We start from the raw sequence: 18,944 nt of genomic DNA on the forward strand, positions 1-18,944 counted from the left end.
ACGTCGATCAGCCATCCAGCCGGTCGCGCAGCATGCTCCAGGGGAGCACCATGTTTGGTGCATGCCGCATCAGGCTATGGAACGGGATCGGCGACGGCGGCGCAAACGGCAGCGGCAAATCCTGAGGCTTTGTTCCATCAGCCCAATCCGCAAGCACCTTGCCCATGCTCGTGGTCATGGCGATGCCGCGCCCGTTGCAGGCAAAGCCCGCGATCAGCCCGAGGCCGAGATCGACGAGGTGCGGCAGGAAGTCGGGCTCGACGGCAGCCATCCCCGACCAGCTGTATTCAAGCGGCGGGATGTCCGGGAGATCGAGATGCCCGGCAAGCCGCCGCCAGATCGCCCGCGGCACCCGCGTGTCGGCACCGGGGCCAAAAACATGCATGCCGCCGGTGATCAGCCTGTTTTCGCCGTCGAAGCGGAAGGTGAAGAGATTGCGTCTTGTGTCGCCGACGCCTTGCCCGCCAGGAAGCAGGCGAGTGCGTATTTCGCGCGGCAGCGGCGCCGTCGCGATCTGGAAGATTTTCAGCGGGATGTAGGTTCGCTCGAGCGTGCGGTTCAGCGACCCGCCATAGGCGTTGGTGGCGACCAGCACCTTTCCTGCCCGTACCGAACCGGCAGCCGTCTTCAAAGCCCAACCATCGCCTATGTGATCGATCGACGCGACACGCGTATTCTCGAAGATGCGCGCTCCGGCCTTTTCAGCCGCGTCGGCCAATCCGCGCGCATATTCGACCGGATTGAGGACGCCACCCGATCTGTCGATCCAGCCGCCGAGATAACCGCGAACGCCGGTCAGCTCTTCGACCGCCTGTCTATCCAGCGCAACAGCCGGCCTTCCGCGTGGTGCCCATTGTTCGGCGCGCGATCTGGTCTTTTGCAAAGCGGCCGGTGAATGGGCTGGTTGTATCCAGCCGCTCTGGACGGCATCGCATTCGATGGCATGCCGCCTGATCAGGTCGAAGACGAGGTCGGCGCTGCCGGCGGCGAAATCGACAAGGCGTTCGCCGCGTTCGGGCCCGAGCTGGGCAATGATATCGTCGGGGTCTCTTTTCGCGAAATTTGGCACGACGAAGCCGGCATTCCTGCCGGTTGCCCCCCAGGCGATGATTTCCGCCTCGAGGACGGCAACCGAGATGCCTTTCTCGGCACTGTGCAGCGCGGTGGAAAGGCCTGAAAACCCGCCGCCGACAATTGCCAGATCGACATCGAGTGCGCCTTCGAGGGTGGGCCGGTCGCGGCGACCGCGGCTGACGGCATGCCAAAGGGAAACGCCGTGCGGCCGGGTCACAGCGTTCATGAGCCGCTCTCGCTCGGGGCCACGCGTGCACGCTTGCCGAACCTTGGACGCCGCGGCCTGTCGCCAAACAGGCCGTTCGGCCTGACCAGAAGGATGACGCACAGCATCACGCCGATGGCGACGATCTGCAGCGAAGCGGCGCGGGCCTGCTGTTCGGGCGAGAACAACATACTGGTCAAGGCTCCCGATCCGGCCCATATCGCCCAGACCAGGATGCTGCCGATGACGGCGCCGATGTTGCTGCCCGAGCCACCGACGATCAGCATCACCCAGACCTGGAAAGTCAGCGCCGGCAAATAATTGTCCGGGGCGATGAAGCCGGTGAAATGCGCCTGCAGCGCACCGGCAAGCGCCATGATGGCGCCACCGACGGCAAAGGCCTGGACGCGGTAGAACCGTGCGCTTTTGCCTAGGGATATCGCGGCCCGCTCATCCTCGCGAAGCGCCTTCAACACGCGCCCCCACGGGCTGCGCGACAGATGCTCCAGCGCGAGATAGACGATCAGCGTCACTACCGAGACGATCGCAAGGTTCGAAAGGTTGAACAGCAACGGCGTTTCGGCAAGACCGCCGAACGGACGCGGAATAAAGCCGATGCCGAACGGCCCGCCGGTCAGCTTCTGAGCATTGAGCGCTATCAGTTGCACGACGACGGCGACGCCGAAAGTAGTGATCGCCAGATAGTCCGATCTCAGGCGCAGCGTGGCAATCCCGGTAATGGCGGCGGCGACGCCGCCCAACAGCATGGCGCCGAGCCAGCCGACAAGGATAGGCAGACCGAAGCCGCCCAGGCGAGCGGCATCGTCGGGCGTGGTCAGCAACGCCGAAGTGTAGGCGCCGATGGCAACGAAGCCGGCGACCCCGACATTGAAAAGCCCGGTCAGCCCCCATTGCAGATTGAGCCCGAGCGTGATGAGCGAAAAGATCAGCGCGGTGGTCAGGAAGAAGGCGCCGTAGCCGAGCAGATCCATCAGCGTTCCCTCACTCCGAAAAGGCCGATGGGCCGCACGAACAGCACCGCCATCAGGATGATGAAGGAGACGGCTGCCCGCCATTCGGCGCCGATCAACTGCACCGCGCCGGCTTCGGCCATGCCGATGATCAAGCCGCCGAGAACAGCGCCGGGCACGCTGCCGATCCCGCCGAGGATGGCGGCCGCGAACATCGGCAGCAGCATCTCGAAACCCATGAACGGGCGGATCTGGATGAGAATGCCGATCATCACGCCGGCGACGCAGGCCAGCGCGCCGCCGATGATCCAGGTGACGCGCACCACCCTGGCGACGTCGATGCCGACGATGCGGGCAAGTGCCGCGTTCTGGCTCAATGCCTGCATCGAGCGGCCGGTCTGGGTCCGCGTCATCAGGAGATGCACGCCGAGCACCAGCACGGCGGTCAGCAGCAGCAGCGCGATCTGGTCCGGGGTGATGCGGATGCCGAAACCTATCGGCATGGCGATCTGGATCGCCCGGCTGAAATAGGTCGGACGCGAGGTGAAGATGAATTCGAGCAGGCTTCTCAGCGCCATCGAGGCACCGAAGCTCGCCATCACCACGATGATCGCCTGGCCCTTGGCCCGCAGCCGCGCGAACAGCACCATGTCGAGCGCCAGCGCCAGCAGGCCGGTGGCCGCCATGCTGATGATGAGCGCGACGATCAGCGGCCAGCCGAAGGAGAGGGGCGCGATCGGCGCGATCTTGCCAAAAATCGCGCCAATGGCGCCAACCACGGCGAGCGTCGCATAGGCGCCCCAGGCCATGAAGTCGCCATGGGCGAAGTTCGAGAAGCGCAGGATCGAATAGGTGAGTGTCACGCCGATGGCGCCGAGGCCGATCATCGACCCTGCCAGCAGTCCGTCGACGACGAATTGCAGGTTCATGCCGCGCTTCCTCGTCCAAGGTCGAGGCGGCGCTGGCCAAGATAGAGTTCAGCGACGACCGGGTCGTTCCAGAGCTCGGAGGCGACGCCCTGGTGCCGCTCCTTGCCCTCGACCAGCACATAGGCGCGGTCTCCAATGGCAAGCGCTGCCTTGGCGTTCTGTTCGACCAGCAGAATGGTGACGCCGGACTTTCGGATGCCGGCCAGCATCTCGAACACCATCGCCACGAATTTCGGCGACAGGCCGGCCGACGGCTCGTCGAGCACCAGCACCTTGGGATGGACGATCAATGCCCGGGCGACGGCCAGCATCTGCCGCTGTCCACCCGACAGATTGCCCGCGGCCGTTCTGCGCTGACGGGCGAGATCGGGAAAGGCCGCATACATTTCCTCGATGCGGGCTGGGACCTCGCGCGGCCTCAGGATGCCGCAGGCGACCCTGAGATTGTCCTCGACCGACATCAGCGGGAAGATGTTCTCTGTCTGTGGCACGAAGGCAAGGCCAAGGCGGACCATGATGTGAGCGGGCGACGCCGTGATATCCTTGCCGTCCAGCAGCACCGTGCCGCCGGTGATCGGGACAAGGCCGGCGATGGCCTTGATAAGGCTCGACTTGCCGGCGCCGTTGGGGCCGAGAACGACGACGATCTCGCCCTGGTCGACGGTGATCGAAGCGCCGCGCACGATCGGCACGCCGGGCTCGTAGCCGGCTTCGAGATCGCGGACATCGAGTACCTTTTGGCTCATGCCGTGCCTCCGAGGTAGGCCTCGATGACGCGCGGGTCGCGCGCCACCTCCTCCGGGGTGCCTTCGCACAGAAGCTGGCCGCTCGCCATGACCAGCACGCGGTGGCAAAGCCGCGTCACCATGTCGATATTGTGCTCGATCAGCAGGAAGGTGATGCCGCGCGCATTGATGTCGCGGATGCGGTCGATAATGATCTCGAGCAGGGTTGCGTTAACCCCGGCCGCCGGCTCGTCGAGCAGGATGATCGCCGGGTCGGCCATCATCACGCGGGCCAACTCGAGCAGCTTGCGCTGGCCGCCTGAAAGCACGCGCGCAGGTTCGTGCGCGAGGTGAGCGATCGTGACGAGCTCGAGCAGTTCGACGGCTCTTGTCTCGGCAGCCCTTTCTTCGGCAGCGACCCGCCGGGGCGTCAGGAAATTGGCGAGCAGTTTTTCTCCGGCCTGCCCTTGCGCGGCCAGCATGACGTTTTCGATCAGCGTCAGGTTAGGCAAGGGCCGGGGGATCTGGAATGTGCGGCCAAGGCCGCGGCCAATGCGGCGATGGGCAGCTTCCCCCGACACCGATACGCCGTTGAGGAGGATTTCGCCGCTGGTCGGCAGAATGCTGCCGGCGAGCAGGTCGAACATCGTGGTCTTGCCGGCGCCGTTCGGGCCGATAAGGCCAAGTATTTCGCCCGGCCGGACGTCGAACGAGACATTGTTGACCGCGACCAGGCCGCCGAAGCGTCTGAGGACGTTCCTGGCCGTGAGGACCGGCGTACGGATCTCCTCCTGCCGTTCCGTCGTGTCGCTCATCAATTCCTCTGGCCGAAAAGCGATCTTCGTCGCCTATGATTTGATTTGTGATCACGCTTGCTTTGATCACGCTATTCGGCTTTAATTTCTTCCGCAAGCCGAAAACGGCCATGACCGGGATTGCCTATGCAGAAGGCCGCCATCGAAAAGAACAATGAGATGATCGCAGCCCAGCTTACGCCGGTCGGCCGCGAGACCGTGCAGGATCGCGTCTATTCGGAGCTGCGCCGCGCCTTGATCGGCGGCCTTTTCGAGCCGAGCCAGGTTCTGACCATCCGCGGCCTCGCCGACGCGCTGGTCACCAGCACCATGCCGGTGCGCGAGGCGCTCGGACGGCTGATCACCGAGAAGGCACTGGAGGCGCTTCCCAACCGTTCGGTGCGCGTGCCGCCGATCACGCTGGAGCGCATCGACGATCTCTTGCGCGCCCGCTCTCTGATCGAGGGCGAAGCGATCGCGCTGGCCGCCATGCGCATGAACCCGCGCCAGATCGCTTCGGTCGAAGCCATGCTTGGCGAGTGGGACGAGATGCGGGCGCTGAAGCACAAGAAGGATATCGACCGCGAGGCCACGCTCAACCAGAGCTTCCATTTCGAGATCTACCGTTGCTGCGGTTCCGCCGTGCTGATCCCGATGATCGAGAGCCTGTGGTTGCAATCCGGGCCTTGCATCCGCGTTGCCATTTACGCCTTCTCCGACGCCGGCGAGGTCGATACGGCCCACTACCACCGCAGCATCGTCGCAGCGCTTTCCAGGCAGGATGCGCAAGCGGCGCGCGAGGCTCTGGTGGCCGACATCAGCCGGCCCTTCGCCTTTCTGCGCGACAAGCTCCAATCCACAAGCAAGGAAGGATTGAGGGCATGACGGCGCCTGGCATCAGCATCACCGAGCCACGCTCGAAGCTTTCCGTGACGGCGCTGCTGTTGCCTGAAAAGGCGCCCGACAACGCTGCCTTCCTGCTGGCGTATCTCGGTCAGCCGCGCGTCGTTGCCGGCATCCATGCTATGTGGACGGGGCCTGAGATTTCCTGCCCGGTTCCATCAGCCGAACTTGAGGGCCAAACCTATGCCAGGCCCTTGCCGGCGGAGAACGCAACGCTGACGCCGCAGCCGGGCGACATCGTGTTGTCCTACGTGCCGCCGCGCATGTGGGGCGGCAACCCGAATGCCATCTTTGACGTCGGCCTGTTCTACGGAGCGGGTGCACGCCTTCTGTTCCCGATCGGCTGGCTTGCCGGAAGCGTCGTCGCGCAGGTGGTGCCTGAGGATCGCGATAAATTCGCAGCCGCTTGTGGCGTGATCCGCCGCAACGGTGCCTGCGACATCACCTTCACCCGGGTGGAGATCTGAATGGCTGAGACCGACGACAGTTTCGAACTCTTCGACCTTCGCGTCGAGGCGGTTATCCCCGAGGGCAAGCCGATCTATTGCGGCGCCAAGCCCGGCGACTATTTCGAGTTGAAGGGCGAGATGCTGTCGATGCCGGCGGGGCAAGGTTTCTCGATCTATTCCATTGCGGCAGTGTTGCCGCTTCTGGCCGCAAAGCAGCGCCCGACCCACAGGAACGACTGGATGACGTCGGACGCCGAGATCGCTTGTCCGGATCTCAATTGTGCCAGCCGGCTCCGGATCGTCAGGACCGGCAAGCGGCGGTTCAGCCATGCCGAAACGACGGCGGTGCCGCTGCCCAAGGAGAATGACCGGAGATGACCGCCAAGGCTTTCGAGCTCAGCCCCGGCTATACGATCTCGCGCGTTATCCGCGGCGGCTGGCAGCTTGCCGGCGGGCACGGCGCGATCGACCGCCAACAGGCGGTAACTGACCTGATCGCCACCTTCGACGCCGGCATCAGGACCTATGATTGCGCCGATATCTATACCGGTGTCGAAGAGCTGATCGGCGCGGCGCGCCTGCGCCTTGCCAATGAGCGTGGCCTCGACGCTGCCACCAAAATGAAGGTGCACACCAAGCTGGTGCCTGACCTGGAAAGGCTTTCCAATATCAGCCGCGACTACATCAGAGGCATCGTCGAGCAGTCGCTGCGGCGGCTGAAGACCGAGCGGCTCGATATCGTGCAGTTCCACTGGTGGGACTATGCGCTGCCCGGCTACGTCGAAGCGATGGGCTGGCTCAACGAAATCCGCAGGGAAGGCAAGGTGCGCAACATCGGCACCACCAACTTCGACACGCCGCGGTTAGCCGAGATCCTGGCCGCCGGTGTGCCGCTGGTCAGCCAGCAATTGCAATACTCGGTGCTCGACCAGCGGCCAGCCAACAGCCTTGCAGCGCTCGCCAGCCGGCACGGCGTCAGTTTCCTCTGCTACGGTTCGGTGGCGGGCGGCTTCCTCAGCGAAAAATGGCTTGGCGCTGCCGAGCCGCAGACGCCGCTCGAAAACCGATCGCTGGTCAAATACAAGCTGATCATTGACGACTTTGGTGGCTGGGAGCTTTTCCAGGAGTTGCTTCGCACACTGAAGGCCGTCGCCGACCGCCACGGCGTCGATATCGCCACCATCGCCAGCGCCTGGGTGCTGGAGCAGCCGCAAGTGGCGGCCGTCATCGTCGGCGCCCGCAACCAGGCGCACGCCCTTGCCAATGCCAGAATCATGGACGTCGCGCTCGATGCCGACGACCGGGCGAGGATCGCTGCCGTGATCGCGCAAAGCCGTGGGCCGCTGGGCGACGTCTACACTTTGGAACGCGACCGTCACGGCCGCCACGGCTCGATCATGCATTACAATTTGAATGCAGGCAGGAAGTGAACGCGGCCATGGACGAAAAGCCCTCCTTGCTTTCGCGCGCCAGCGCCGAGGTGGTCGATCTCCACCGCTTCTTCGTCGACTGGTTCAATGCGGCGAGTGCGGACAATGCAGATTTCAGGCGCTTCGAACGCGTCATGGGCCAAGGCTTCTGCATGGTTGTGCCGGATGGCCAGGTCCTCGATCGTGACGCGGTGCTCGACCATGTCAGGGCAAGCCGCGCCACTTGTGACGGCGATTTCACCATCTCGATCGAGGAAATCCGGGCCGGCTGGCAACAAGGCGACACGATCGTCGTCAGCTACATCGAAGCGCAGCAGCGCGCCGGCAAACATAGCCGCCGCCGCTCGAGTGCCGTTTTCACCACCAGTTCATCGGCGCCCAACGGCGTCGAATGGCGACATCTGCATGAAACCTGGCTGCAGATGCCGGAAGGCTGAACAGGCTCAAGACATCAATGAGAGTCGTGCAACGAAAGGGGAACAACAATGAAAAAGACCATACTTCAGATCACCACCGCGCTCGCACTGCTGACAGCGGCCGGCGCAGCGCAAGCCGCCGATTGCAAGATCACCGTCGGCCTCGTCATGGAACTGACAGGCCCGGCCGGCGAGTACGGCCAGGCCGGCGCCAAATCGGTCGAGATGGCCTTCCGCGACATCAACGATGCGGGCGGCGTCCGCGGCTGCGATCTCGCGACCGACACGCGCGACAGCCAGAGCCAGGGCAACATTGCGGTCGACGCCGCGACGCAGCTCGTGCAGGTCAAGAAGGTGCCGGTGATCATCGGCGGCATCATCTCCTCGGTGTCGATCCCGATCCTGACCTCGGTCACCGCTCCGGCCAAGATAGTCCAGGTGTCGCCTGCTTCCTCGTCGCCGACGCTGACGGCGCTCGGGCGCGACGGCAAGACCAACGGCATCTTCTTCCGCACCATCACATCTGATGCGCTGCAGGGTGTCGCTGCCGCCAAATATGCCATCGACAAAGGCTTCAAGAAGCTGTCGGTCATCCACGTCAACAACGACTTCGGCGTCAACATGGTGGCGGAATTTTCGCGCGCCTATAAGGCACTCGGCGGCACCATCGTCTCCGACACGCCCTACAATGAAAAGCAGTCGAGCTATGCCTCGGAAGTGACGGCGGCGATGGCTGGCGAGCCCGACGGGCTTTATCTCGTCAGCACGCCTGTCGACGGCGCAACCATCGCCCGCACCTGGATTTCGCAGGGCGGTGTCCAGAAATTCCTGCTCAATGACGGCATGAACAGCCCGGACTTCATCGAATCCGTTGGCGCGGATTACCTGAAGGATGCGTACGGCACTTCCTCCGGCACCAGCCCGACCGCATCGACCGAGTATTTCACCAAGAACTACAAGGAATTTTCGGGCATCGAACCGTCGAACCCGGCGGCCGACCGGTCCTATGATGCCGGCGCCATCGTCGGCTTGGCCATCGCGATTGCCGGCTCCGAGGATCCGGCCAAGATCAAGGAGGCGATGTACAAGGCGGTCGACCCGGCCGGCACGCCGATCTATGCCGGCAAGGACGAGTTCGCCAAGGCGCTCGGCCTGATCAAGGATGGCAAGCCGATCCGCTACGAAGGCGTCATCGGCCCGGTCGCCTTCGACAAATACGGCGACATCACCGGCCCGTTCCGCCTCTGGAAGATCGTCGACGGCAAGGTGACGACCGACGGCGAAATGACCACGGATGACGTCAACGCCCTGCAGGCGAAGCTTCAGTAAGCCGCCTATGTCTTGTTCGGCATCGATCCCATTCCATTGAGGTTGATGCCGGACACTTGCATGTCCTGCTGCTGGCTAGGCCGGCCTGGAAACGACCACCGCACCAGCCGCCGATGATCCAGGGGCATGCATAGTAATCAGTGATGCGATTTTTGATCCCGCCGGCGGCTTCGATCCGAACCGGATGGGCAGGCTTCCGACCGTCTTCGCCATGGTGGAGCACGAGCAGCACCGCCTGGCCATCGATCTCGCCAATCGCCATTTTCCAGGTCGTCGAGGCTCTTTCATATTCGACGAAGTAAGGTGATTCCGACAGCCTGCCATTGAAGCAATCCGCGACACGCAATTGTGCGTCGGCGCTGGTCAACGCCCGAACCCCGTCCCAGTCGCGGCGGTTGAACAGTTCGACATAGCGGCTGAGCAATTCCAGGAGTTCCGGATCGCGTTGGGGCTCCGAACGGACGATTGGCTCGCCTGACAAGGCGGCCAATTTCGAACGGCCACGGCTCAACGCAGCCTTGACGCCACCCACGGTCGAGCCGACGAGGTCGGCGATCTCTTCCAGCGAATAGTCGAAGACGTCCTTGAGCAGGACGCAGGCGCGTTCTTTGGGCGGCAGGTGGATCACCAGCCGTTCGATCGCGCGATCCGCGCCCTGGCCCGCCGGCTCGACCGGCAGGATGATCTCGTCTTCGGCGAAATTGGCCTCCGCATGCAGACGCACCTGCCGGCTTCGCAGAAAATCGATGCAGCGATTATGTGCAATGCGAAACAGCCAGGGGCGAAGAGCACTCGCATCGTCCAGCTTCTCGATCTTCCGATAGGCCTCGAACAGCGCCTCTTGCATCACGTCTTCGGCGTCGAGCGTTGAACCGGTCATGCGTGCACAGTAGCGGTGCAGCCGTCCACGCAAATGCGCGACTGTCTCCAGAAAACCGGCGTAACGGACGTCGAAAAGCCCGGTCGGGTCAAGTCTTGGCTGCATCTTCATGGCATACGGATCATAGCGGGACATAGGTCAACGTAATGACGCCGTTCTTGAAACGGTGCGTATCTATAAGCTCCAGCCTGACCAGGGACGGGTCGACATCCTGGAAAGCGCGTTTGCCATGGCCGACGCGGGTCGGCACGATCGAGAGCTGATACTCGTCGACAAGCCTGTTGGCGAGCAGCGTCTGGTCGAGATTGCTCACTCCGTACTTCAAAATGTTGCCGCCGGCCTGCCGCTTGATCCTGGCAATTTCGGCAGCGATGTCGCCTTCGATCGCGACGCGTTCCAGCTCACTTCCTTGAGGCTGCGCGACGCGACGAGCTTCTTCAGCCCGTTCATGCGGTCCATGTACTTGCTGCCTTTGACCTGCGGCCAACGCGCCGAAAACATTTCATAGGTGACGCGGCCGAGCAGGAAAAAATCCGCCTCGCCGGCCTTTTCATAGGAGTGTTCCTTCATCTCCTCGTCGAAGAACGGTGACGCCCATTCCATTGGTGCTTCGATAACGCCGTCCAGCGAAATGAAGCTGCCTACGATCAATTTTCTCATCGCGTGTCTCCGGTTGCGCAACAGGCATCCCGTCGGATCCAAGAACCGGCGCAAACGAACCGGCCCGACGGATGACCACAGGATGCAGTGCCTAAGACGTTTCCGGTTCGACTTTGGATACGCGTGAGGACCGTTTGAGCTAATGAGGACCGTTTGAGCTAATAAAGCGGCTTGGCCATGTGCCGGGGCGTCGGCCACTCCGTCGTTATCCCCGGCTGCACCGGCCGCTCGAGATAAGTCGAGAGCACGACGTAGCTTCGCGTCGAGGTGACGCCGCGTGTTTCGTAGAGGCGCGACAGTAGGCCCTCGAGCGCCCGCGTGTCCTCGGTGCGGACCTTGATCAGCATGCATGTGTCGCCGGCCACCGAATGGATCTCCTCGACTTCGGGGTGTTCGGAGATTGCCATCAGCTCCGGCGTCTTTCCCCACCCCTTTGTGTCGATATGGACAAAGGCAAGCAGCGGCTTGTGCACCGCCTTGGGATCGATGATGACCGCGGTGTTGCGGATGGCGCCGCTGCGCCGCAGGCGCTTGACGCGTTCATGGGCTGCCGGCGGTGAAAGGCCGACGCGGTCGCCGAGCTCGGCATAGCTGATCGTGGCGTCGTCGACCAGAACGCCTAATATTTTTCGGTCGGTTGCATCGATATCGCGGGCGGCGGGCCTGTTCTGCGGAATGCCATCTGTTTCTTCATCCATATTAAAATTCCCGATTGATGCAGAATTTAATACGGCCATTATTGCCATATGTCGAACACTGATCAAGTCGCCACATTTACGGCAAGGCCGCCTATCCCGGCGCTCGCTTACCTCCTCACCGGATGCATTGCCGTGATCGGCTCGAACTCGCTGGTGCTCGGTCCGATCGCACCGGCGGTGGCCGAGTCCTTCGGCACAAGCGTGCCGGCGGTTATGATCGCGTCCGCCGCGTTCGGGCTCGGGACGTCGGCGAGCGCCTTGTTCCTGGCGCGCTATATCGACCGGCTTGGTGCCCGCCGCATGCTGCAAGGAGCGTTGCTGCTGCTGGCGATAGCGCTCGTCGCCAGCGCTGCTGCGCCGACGGTGACGGCGCTGGTCGCGGCCCAGCTTCTCGCCGGCATCGCTGCAGGTGTCGCCATGCCGGCAATCTACGCCAGCTCCGCCGCGATTGCACCGCCCGGCCGCGAAAGCGGCACCATAGGCGTCGTGCTGACCGGCTGGACGCTGAGCATGGTCGCCGGGGTTTCGCTGTCGGCCGTAGTTGCCGACCTGGTACATTGGCGCGCCGTTTTCGCGGCGGTCGCGGTGCTCGCAGCACTCGCATTGGCAAGCCTGGCGCTGACGTCGCTGAGCGATGTCAGGAAGAGCGGCCCGGCGCCGACGCCGCTGGGCGCCTTGAGCGTCCCCGGCATAGTGCCGCTTCTGGTTGCCTGCGCCGCATTCATGACCGCGTTCTACGGTGTCTATGGCTATCTTGGCGATCACCTTCACAATGGCTTGGGACGGCCGGTCAGCGCCAACGGGCTGGCCGCGCTCGCTTATGGCGCCGGATTTGGTGCGGCGGCACTTCTTGACGGCGTTATCGACCGCCTGGGCGCGCGGCGTGTCATGCCATTTGCCTACCTGCTCGTCGCGGCCGTCTATGTCGCGATTGCCGCGGCGAGCAGTAGTTTCCATCTGACTATAGCGATGATAGCCGTCTGGGGCCTTGCCAATCATTTCGGGCTGAACGTCCTGGTGATGCGCCTGTCCGCGCTCGATCCTGCGCGGCGCGGCACGATCATGGGCTTGAACAGCGCGGTGACCTATCTCGCGGTGTTCGTCGGCACCACGGCGTTCGGACCGCTTTATTCCACATTCGGTCTTGCGGCGTCGGCGGTGGTTGCAGCCTTGCTCATGCTGATCGCTGCTGTTGCAGCGGCGTGGCGTTCGCCGAAGCTATAGCGCAGCAAGTCTTGCGTCTCGGCCCCGTCCTTCGATAGATGCTTGGTGGATGGACAATACAACGCTTGAGACAACCGCCGATCCCTTGCCGCACGAGCTGGCTTTTCTCGGAGAGCAGCTTGCGGCGTTCAACGACAGTGATGTCGGCGCCTCCTGCAGGAAGGCATTGGCCGTGTTCGTGCGCGACGAGCACGGCGCTATTGTCGCCGGCATCTCGGGATATACAGCCTGGGGCTGGCTCTATGTGCAATGGCTCTGGGTCGATGAAAAACTGCGCGGTCACCGCATGGCTGGCAGGATGCTCGAGGCGGCCGAGAGGGAGGCGATCGCGCGCGACTGTCACGGCGCCTGGATCGACACGTTCAATCCCAAGGCCGCCAAGGCCTATGAGCGCCAGGGCTATTTGCCCTTCGGCGTGCTTGCCGATTTCCCCATTGGCCGCAGCCGTGTCTTCCTGCAGAAGAAATTGTTGGCTTAGTTAGCCGGCAAGGCGTCCGCCGCGCATCGGCTGGGGCACGCCGGTCGTACTGGGGAAGCTGATCGGCAAGCCTCTGAGCACGCGCACTGCCAGGAACGCAAAACACTCCGCCTCCACCGCATCGCCCTTCCAGCCAAGCGCCTCGGCCGGAACCGCTTCGACGCCAGCGCGGCTGGCAAGCATGGCCATGATCGTTGGGTTGTGTCGACCGCCACCGCTGACCACCAGCCGCTTCGGCCGGCGCGGCAGAAGATCGAGCGCCTTGCCGACGGCGGCCGCGGTGAAGGCCGTCAGCAGGGCTGCGCCATCCTCGGCGTTCATTCCGTCCGCCATCGAGGCGCCGAAATCGAAACGGTCCAGCGATTTCGGGTAGGGGTTGGTCAAATACGGGTGCTGCAGGAGCTTGGCCAGCCGTGCCTCGTCGACCGTCCCGGCGCGGGCCAGCGCGCCGTCGCGGTCCATTTCGCCGAGCCCCTTCGATTTGATGAAATCGTTCAGCGGTGCGTTGGCGGGCCCGGTGTCGAAGGCAACAACATTGTCCGTGCCGTCCCACCAGGTGATGTTGGCGACGCCGCCGAGATTGAGCACCGCCGTGTCGCCGCTGGCGTCGGCTTCGCGCAGCAGCGCGGCGTGATAGGCGGCCGACAGCGGCGCACCCTGGCCGCCGGCGCGCATGTCGGCCGAGCGGAAGTCATAGGCGACTTTGGTGCCAAGGATGGCATGCATCAGCTCGCCGTCGCCGAGTTGGCGGGTCTGGCCCAGTCGGCCCACTTGCGGGGCACGGTGCAGCACGGTCTGGCCATGGAAGCCGACGACGCCGATATCGGCCATGGTCAGACCGTGACTTTCGACAAGATCCTTGACCGCGGCGGATTGGGCGCGCGTCAGCGCCTCCTCTGCCTCACGAAAAATCGCCGGTTCCGGTCCGGTGAAATTCCAGATCCTGGCCTGGCGCAACGTCTCCTCCAACAGACTGCGGATCGACCTGGGGTAAGGCGCCAGCGTGTAGGTACCGAAATCCACGATCCGTTCGCCGTCGGTCTTGATCAGCGCGACGTCGATATTGCCGTCCAGCACGGTGCCGGTCATCAGGCCGACGGCCCACATGGGTTCGCCATTTTTCGCAATCATGGTTGTCAGGCTCCGTTGACGAGATCGCCGACCGCTTGGCGAAGCGCTGCGATCCCGCTGTTGAAATGACGTGTCGGATGGATCCGGTTGGTGAGCAAGGTCCAGGCACTGCATTTGTCGAAGTCGACCCACAGCCCGACACCGGTAAAGCCGGTATGCCCGATGGTTTCGGGGCTGCATAACCGGCCGCCGGACCAGCCTTCGTAGGGTCGCTCGCAGCCATGGGTGCGGGTTGCCGACAAGGGCGTGCGCATCAGCGCGATCGAACGCTGCGACGCGCCGGTCCCGTCCAGCAGCCCTTGCGCAAAGTCGAGGACCGAAGCCGCCGTTCCGAACAGGCCGGCGTGACCGGCACCTTGCAAGGCCGAGCAATTGTCGTCGTGGACTTCGCCGCAGAGCACGCGATGGCGCCATGTGCAGTCTTCGGTCGCCGCCGCTTGATCCGGTTCGGCGGAGAACGCGAAGCCCGGACCGGAATCTATGTCGCGAATGGTCTTGCCAGACAGGCGCTCCAGGACGAAGCCGAGCAGGATGAAGTTGATATCGGAATAGACCGGCTCGCCAGCCTGCCATTCGCGCTGCAGGATGAAGGCGCGCAGCAGCTCGGGGTCGCGCCCATAGGTGTAGATTGGCGCGACGGCGGGAAACGGTGTCTGATGGCCGAGACACTGGCGAAACGTTACGTTCCGTTCCCAGGCTTTTTCGTCATATTGGCGAAGGTCGGACAGGACGGAAATCAGCGGCGCGTCGAGGTCGATGACGCCTTCTTCCGCCAGTGCCAGGATACGCGACGTGGTGAAGATGACTTTGGTCAGGGATGCCAGGTCGAACCATGTCCCGACATGCATCGGCCGTATCTTGGGCACGACTTGGGCTGAGCCGATTGCCCGGACGATGCGTTCGCCGTCCCCGTCAACTATGCCGAGCACGCCGCCCGGAATGCGCGATGCGGCCACGGCCGCTTCGAGCGGGACGAATGCGCGGGAGAAGAGATCATGGTCGATCAACTACGCCTCCGTTTGGAAGGCAGCGATGGGGCTGTCCCTCCGGCCTTTCATATCCTTGGGCGACAATCATCACGCTTCCACCCGTGCTCTATGATCCGGCCCGAATTGCTGCCAATTGGCCGGGCCCGGCTCAAACCCCAGCGGACGCACGAGCGAGGGGACCTGGCGCGTGTCCAGCTCGAAACGTTCATGCCGCCGGTCTATAGTAGGAACGGCCGCGATAAGCTGTTTGGTATAGGAGTGCTTCGGCTCCGAGAGCACCGATCTGGCATCGCCGATCTCGACAATCTGGCCGGCATAGATGACCGCGATGCGATGGGCGATCCGCTCGACGACAGCCATGTCATGCGAGATGAACAGATAGGCCAGCCCGAATTCACGCTGCAGCTCGATCAAAAGCTCCAACACCCTGGCCTGCACCGACACATCGAGCGCCGAAACCGCTTCGTCGAGGACGACAACCGAAGGATTGAGCATCAGCGCGCGAGCGATGCACAGGCGTTGCCGCTGGCCGCCGGAGAATTCGTGCGGATAGCGCTGCAGGCTGTTTTCCGGAAGGCCGACGCGTTTCAGCAGCGCGGCCATTTTCGCCCGCGTTTCAGCAGTTATCCGTCCGCCGGTAGCGATCACCGGCTCCGCGAGGAGGTTTTCGACGGTGAGTCTGGGATTAAGCGAGCCGTAGGGATTCTGGAACACCATCTGCACGGGAAGGGCGCTCTGCCCGACGGCGACCTTGCGCGCGCTGGCCGAGATTGTGCCGCGCGTCGAGCGCACCAGCCCCAGAATCGCGCGGGCGGTGGTGGACTTTCCGGAACCGCTCTCGCCGACGACCGCCAATGTCTCGCCCGGCATTAGCTCGAAATCCACACCGTCCACGGCATGGACGGCACCGCTGGTACGGCTGAGAAAACCACCCTTGACCGGAAATCGCACTACGAGGCCATCGACCTTCAGCGCCGGCTCGGCAGCTTTTTGCTTTTCGCGTTGCGCGTCCCTGCGTGTCGCGCTGCCGCCGGCGAAATGCGGAACCGCATGTAGCAGATGCCGCGTATAGGGATGCTGCGGATCGTCCAATATCTGGTTCAATGCGCCCTGCTCGACAGCTTCTCCGCCTTGCATCACCATCACCTTGTCGGCGATGCCTGCAACCAGACCGATGTCGTGGGTGATGAAGATCATCGACATCCCGGTTTCCTGCTTCAACTCGGCGAGCAGCGCCATGATCTGCGCCTGCACCGTAACATCCAGCGCCGTCGTTGGCTCGTCGGCAATGAGCAGGCGCGGGTTGCACGCGAGCGCCATGGCGATCATCACCCGCTGCAGCATGCCGCCCGACAGCTGGTTGGGCGTGTATTTCAACCGCCGTGCAGCGTCGGGAATACGCACGCGGTTGAGCGCGTCCTTGGCCGCCGCCGTTGCTTGTCGTCCGGTCAGGCCGCGATGCAGGCGAAATGATTCCTCGATCTGCCAGCCAATGGTCAGCACCGGATTGAGCGAGCTCATCGGCTCCTGGAAGATCATGCCGATTTCGCCGCCGCGGATCTTCGTCAATTGCGGCTCGGCTGCGGCGGTCAGGTCGAAGGTGCTGCCGTCGGCCCGCCTCAGCTTGATCGACCCGCCGGTGATGCGGCCGCCGCCATAATCGACAAGGCGATTGATCGACAGCGCCGTAACCGATTTGCCCGAGCCGCTTTCGCCGACGATGGCCAGCGTTTCGCCGTCGGCGAGATCGAAGCTGACGCCGCGCACGACCTCATTGGCTTGCGGGTTGCGACCGAAGCCGACGCGCAATCCGCTGACGGACAGCAGCGGGATCATGCGATCGATCTCCGCATCTTCGGGTCGAGGACATCGCGCAACGTATCGCCGAGCAGGTTGAAACCGAGAATGCCGATCATGATCGCCACGCCCGGGAAGATCATCAGCCAGGGAGCTGTCTCCATCAGATTGCGGCTGTCGCTCAGCATCAGGCCGAGCGACGCGGCGGGCGGCTGCGTGCCGAGCCCGAGGAAGCTTAAGCCGGCTTCGGTCAGCAGTGCCCAGGCCAGCGCCAGCGTCACCTGAACCGTCAGTGGCGCCACCAGATTGAGCAGCAGATGCCGTGTTACGATATAGCCCGCACTGCTGCCGAACGTGCGGGCCGCGTCGACGAACTCGCGCGCCTTGAGCGACAGAGCCGGACCTCGCACGACGCGCGTGAAGATCGGTGTGTAGACGATGGCGATGGCAATGACGCTGGTCGAGGTTCCCGGTCCCGCAACCGCGACGATCAGCAGCGCCAGCAGGATCGCCGGGAACGCCAGCACAACGTCCATGATGCGCATCACCAGGCCGTCCCAGCGGCGCCCGAACCAGGCTGCCGCCAGCCCGAGCACGGTGCCGGCCAGTGTCGCGACGGCGACCGAAAAGAAGGCCACGATGAAGGACTGGCCGATCCCGGTCATCAGGCGGCTTGCGACATCGCGGCCGAATAGGTCCGTGCCCATCCAGTAGGTGCTATCAGGCGCATGCAGCCGTTCGACCCGGTGCTGCGTCAGCGGATTGTGCGGCGTCAGCCCCAGCATGCCAAGCACGGCAAGCAGCAGATAAAGCGCAACGATCGCACCGCCGATGCGGCCGCTGGGATGCGCAAATATAGCCCGCAATGTCGCCATCAGTGCTCGCTTAGCCGGATACGCGGATCGAGCGCGACATAGGCGAGGTCGACGAGGAGATTGACGATCATGAAGTTGAAGGCGATGAACAGCACGCTTCCCTGCACCAGCGCGTAGTCGCGTTGCAGGATGGCATCCAGCACCATGCGGCCGAGACCGGGCAGCGCATAGATCTGCTCGACGATGACAGCTCCGCCCAGGAGGTAGCCGAACTCTATGCCGCTCAGCGTCACGACGGGGATGAGCGCGTTGGGCAAAGCATGCCGCCAGATGACGCCGCGCGCCGAAACGCCCTTGCTGCGCGCCGTCCTGACATAGTCGTCGCTGAGCACGTCGAGCATCGCCGAACGCGATATGCGGGTCACCGAAGCCGCGAAGGCAAATCCAAGCGTGACCGCAGGCAGCAACAGCTGGCCGAGATTGCGCAGCGGATCCTGCCACAGCGGCGAAAACTCGCCCATCGCCGGCAAAACGCCAAACCCCGCCGATAGCGTGTAGATGATCAGCAGGGCAAGGACGAAGTTCGGCGTCGACTGCCCGATCATTGCGACAACGCGCACGCCGAGGTCGGACAGCTTTTCGTTATGGGTGGCGGCAAAGATCCCCGCCGGCATGCCGACAAGCAGGGCGATGACCATCGACAGCAGGGCGAGTTCCAACGTTAGCGGGAAACGCTCGAGGATGACGTCGAGCACCGGCCTGCCATAGGTGGACGAAATGCCGAGATTACCTTGGAAAAGACCAAGCAGCCAGCGCCAGTATTGGATGAACCAGGGCTGGTCGATGCCGAAATAAGCTGCAAGCGCATCGCGCTGCTGCGGCGTCAGCAGGCCGGCTTCGGTCCCCAGCATTGCCGTGATCGAATCGCCCGGAACCATCCGGATCGCCAGGAACACCACGATGGACACGCCAAGCAGGACGAGAGGGAAGGTCGCCAGTCGCCGCATCAGATAGTTCACGCGAACAATATCCTCTCGTCCGGCATCA

General features: G+C 63.5%; 22 protein-coding genes. 8 read left to right on the forward strand and 14 right to left on the reverse strand.

Features of this window, described 5'->3' with window-relative positions; genetic code table 11:
- Positions 1-7 precede the first annotated feature (7 nt).
- From NKI25_RS19875 to NKI25_RS19895, 5 genes are read right to left on the reverse strand one after another with little or no spacing between them, the layout of a single operon-like run.
- Positions 8-1,300 carry an NAD(P)/FAD-dependent oxidoreductase gene (locus tag NKI25_RS19875; protein ID WP_352999135.1) on the reverse strand — a complete coding sequence of 431 codons (1,293 nt, stop codon included), beginning with the start codon at positions 1,298-1,300 and terminating at the stop codon, positions 8-10.
- Positions 1,297-2,274: a branched-chain amino acid ABC transporter permease gene (locus NKI25_RS19880; RefSeq protein WP_352999178.1), complete on the reverse strand. Its 978-nt coding sequence runs from the start codon at positions 2,272-2,274 to the stop codon at positions 1,297-1,299. Before NKI25_RS19880 ends, NKI25_RS19875 begins: the two co-directional genes overlap by 4 nt.
- Positions 2,271-3,179, reverse strand: a complete 909-nt coding sequence (locus NKI25_RS19885) for a branched-chain amino acid ABC transporter permease (RefSeq protein ID WP_352621033.1) — start codon at positions 3,177-3,179, stop codon at positions 2,271-2,273. The genes NKI25_RS19880 and NKI25_RS19885 overlap by 4 nt, the downstream gene beginning before the upstream one ends.
- Positions 3,176-3,925, reverse strand: a complete 750-nt coding sequence (locus NKI25_RS19890; protein WP_352999137.1) for an ABC transporter ATP-binding protein — start codon at positions 3,923-3,925, stop codon at positions 3,176-3,178. Before NKI25_RS19890 ends, NKI25_RS19885 begins: the two co-directional genes overlap by 4 nt.
- Entirely contained in the window at positions 3,922-4,719 is a 798-nt protein-coding gene (locus NKI25_RS19895) for an ABC transporter ATP-binding protein (RefSeq protein WP_352455272.1), read from the reverse strand. The genes NKI25_RS19890 and NKI25_RS19895 overlap by 4 nt, the downstream gene beginning before the upstream one ends.
- A 126-nt stretch (positions 4,720-4,845) precedes the next feature.
- Here NKI25_RS19895 and NKI25_RS19900 point away from each other — a divergent pair, with 126 nt between their 5' ends.
- From NKI25_RS19900 to NKI25_RS19925, 6 genes are read left to right on the forward strand one after another with little or no spacing between them, the layout of a single operon-like run.
- Positions 4,846-5,583, forward strand: a complete 738-nt coding sequence (locus NKI25_RS19900) for a GntR family transcriptional regulator (RefSeq protein WP_352621036.1) — start codon at positions 4,846-4,848, stop codon at positions 5,581-5,583.
- A complete protein-coding gene (locus NKI25_RS19905) occupies positions 5,580-6,068 on the forward strand; it encodes a DUF3830 family protein (protein WP_352621038.1) in 489 nt (162 codons plus the stop codon). Before NKI25_RS19900 ends, NKI25_RS19905 begins: the two co-directional genes overlap by 4 nt.
- Positions 6,069-6,428 carry a TIGR04076 family protein gene (locus tag NKI25_RS19910; RefSeq protein WP_352999140.1) on the forward strand — a complete coding sequence of 120 codons (360 nt, stop codon included), beginning with the start codon at positions 6,069-6,071 and terminating at the stop codon, positions 6,426-6,428. It begins immediately after the preceding gene.
- Positions 6,425-7,480: an aldo/keto reductase gene (locus tag NKI25_RS19915; protein WP_352621040.1), complete on the forward strand. Its 1,056-nt coding sequence runs from the start codon at positions 6,425-6,427 to the stop codon at positions 7,478-7,480. The genes NKI25_RS19910 and NKI25_RS19915 overlap by 4 nt, the downstream gene beginning before the upstream one ends.
- Positions 7,481-7,488: 8 nt before the next feature.
- Positions 7,489-7,917, forward strand: coding sequence for a DUF4440 domain-containing protein (locus tag NKI25_RS19920; RefSeq protein WP_352621042.1), 429 nt, complete (start codon positions 7,489-7,491; stop codon positions 7,915-7,917).
- A gap of 48 nt (positions 7,918-7,965) precedes the next feature.
- Complete coding sequence (locus NKI25_RS19925; RefSeq protein WP_352569314.1) at positions 7,966-9,225, forward strand: ABC transporter substrate-binding protein; 1,260 nt, start codon at positions 7,966-7,968, stop codon at positions 9,223-9,225.
- Here NKI25_RS19925 and NKI25_RS19930 read toward each other — a convergent pair.
- From NKI25_RS19930 to NKI25_RS19945, 4 genes are all read right to left on the reverse strand, one after another.
- A complete protein-coding gene (locus NKI25_RS19930) occupies positions 9,197-10,216 on the reverse strand; it encodes a sigma-70 family RNA polymerase sigma factor (protein ID WP_352999142.1) in 1,020 nt (339 codons plus the stop codon). The genes NKI25_RS19925 and NKI25_RS19930 overlap by 29 nt on opposite strands.
- Positions 10,217-10,226: 10 nt before the next feature.
- A complete protein-coding gene (locus NKI25_RS19935; RefSeq protein ID WP_352621251.1) occupies positions 10,227-10,505 on the reverse strand; it encodes a dihydrofolate reductase family protein in 279 nt (92 codons plus the stop codon).
- Positions 10,427-10,765, reverse strand: coding sequence for a dihydrofolate reductase family protein (locus tag NKI25_RS19940; RefSeq protein ID WP_352621262.1), 339 nt, complete (start codon positions 10,763-10,765; stop codon positions 10,427-10,429). The genes NKI25_RS19935 and NKI25_RS19940 overlap by 79 nt, the downstream gene beginning before the upstream one ends.
- A gap of 158 nt (positions 10,766-10,923) precedes the next feature.
- Positions 10,924-11,463, reverse strand: a complete 540-nt coding sequence (locus tag NKI25_RS19945; protein WP_352621046.1) for an Lrp/AsnC family transcriptional regulator — start codon at positions 11,461-11,463, stop codon at positions 10,924-10,926.
- Between the two features lie 48 nt (positions 11,464-11,511).
- Between NKI25_RS19945 and NKI25_RS19950 the strand changes: the two genes are divergently transcribed.
- On the forward strand, positions 11,512-12,687 hold the full coding sequence (locus NKI25_RS19950) for an MFS transporter (RefSeq protein WP_352621048.1): 1,176 nt from the start codon (positions 11,512-11,514) through the stop codon (positions 12,685-12,687).
- A gap of 49 nt (positions 12,688-12,736) precedes the next feature.
- Positions 12,737-13,165, forward strand: coding sequence for a GNAT family N-acetyltransferase (locus NKI25_RS19955; protein WP_352621050.1), 429 nt, complete (start codon positions 12,737-12,739; stop codon positions 13,163-13,165).
- Here NKI25_RS19955 and NKI25_RS19960 read toward each other — a convergent pair whose 3' ends face one another.
- The 5 genes from NKI25_RS19960 to NKI25_RS19980 form a co-directional block, all read right to left on the reverse strand.
- Positions 13,166-14,296 carry an anhydro-N-acetylmuramic acid kinase gene (locus tag NKI25_RS19960; protein WP_352999145.1) on the reverse strand — a complete coding sequence of 377 codons (1,131 nt, stop codon included), beginning with the start codon at positions 14,294-14,296 and terminating at the stop codon, positions 13,166-13,168.
- 5 nt (positions 14,297-14,301) lie between these two features.
- The gene (locus NKI25_RS19965) at positions 14,302-15,303 is read right to left on the reverse strand and encodes a serine hydrolase domain-containing protein (protein ID WP_352999147.1); all 1,002 of its coding nucleotides are present in this window, start codon (positions 15,301-15,303) and stop codon (positions 14,302-14,304) included.
- 69 nt (positions 15,304-15,372) lie between these two features.
- The gene (locus NKI25_RS19970; RefSeq protein ID WP_352999148.1) at positions 15,373-17,121 is read right to left on the reverse strand and encodes an ABC transporter ATP-binding protein; all 1,749 of its coding nucleotides are present in this window, start codon (positions 17,119-17,121) and stop codon (positions 15,373-15,375) included.
- Positions 17,118-17,957, reverse strand: coding sequence for an ABC transporter permease (locus NKI25_RS19975; protein ID WP_352999149.1), 840 nt, complete (start codon positions 17,955-17,957; stop codon positions 17,118-17,120). Before NKI25_RS19975 ends, NKI25_RS19970 begins: the two co-directional genes overlap by 4 nt.
- Positions 17,957-18,916, reverse strand: coding sequence for an ABC transporter permease (locus NKI25_RS19980; RefSeq protein ID WP_352452397.1), 960 nt, complete (start codon positions 18,914-18,916; stop codon positions 17,957-17,959). Before NKI25_RS19980 ends, NKI25_RS19975 begins: the two co-directional genes overlap by 1 nt.
- Positions 18,917-18,944 lie beyond the last annotated feature (28 nt).

It is taken from the genome of Mesorhizobium sp. M0808, assembly GCF_040320025.1.
Lineage (GTDB): Bacteria > Pseudomonadota > Alphaproteobacteria > Rhizobiales > Rhizobiaceae > Mesorhizobium.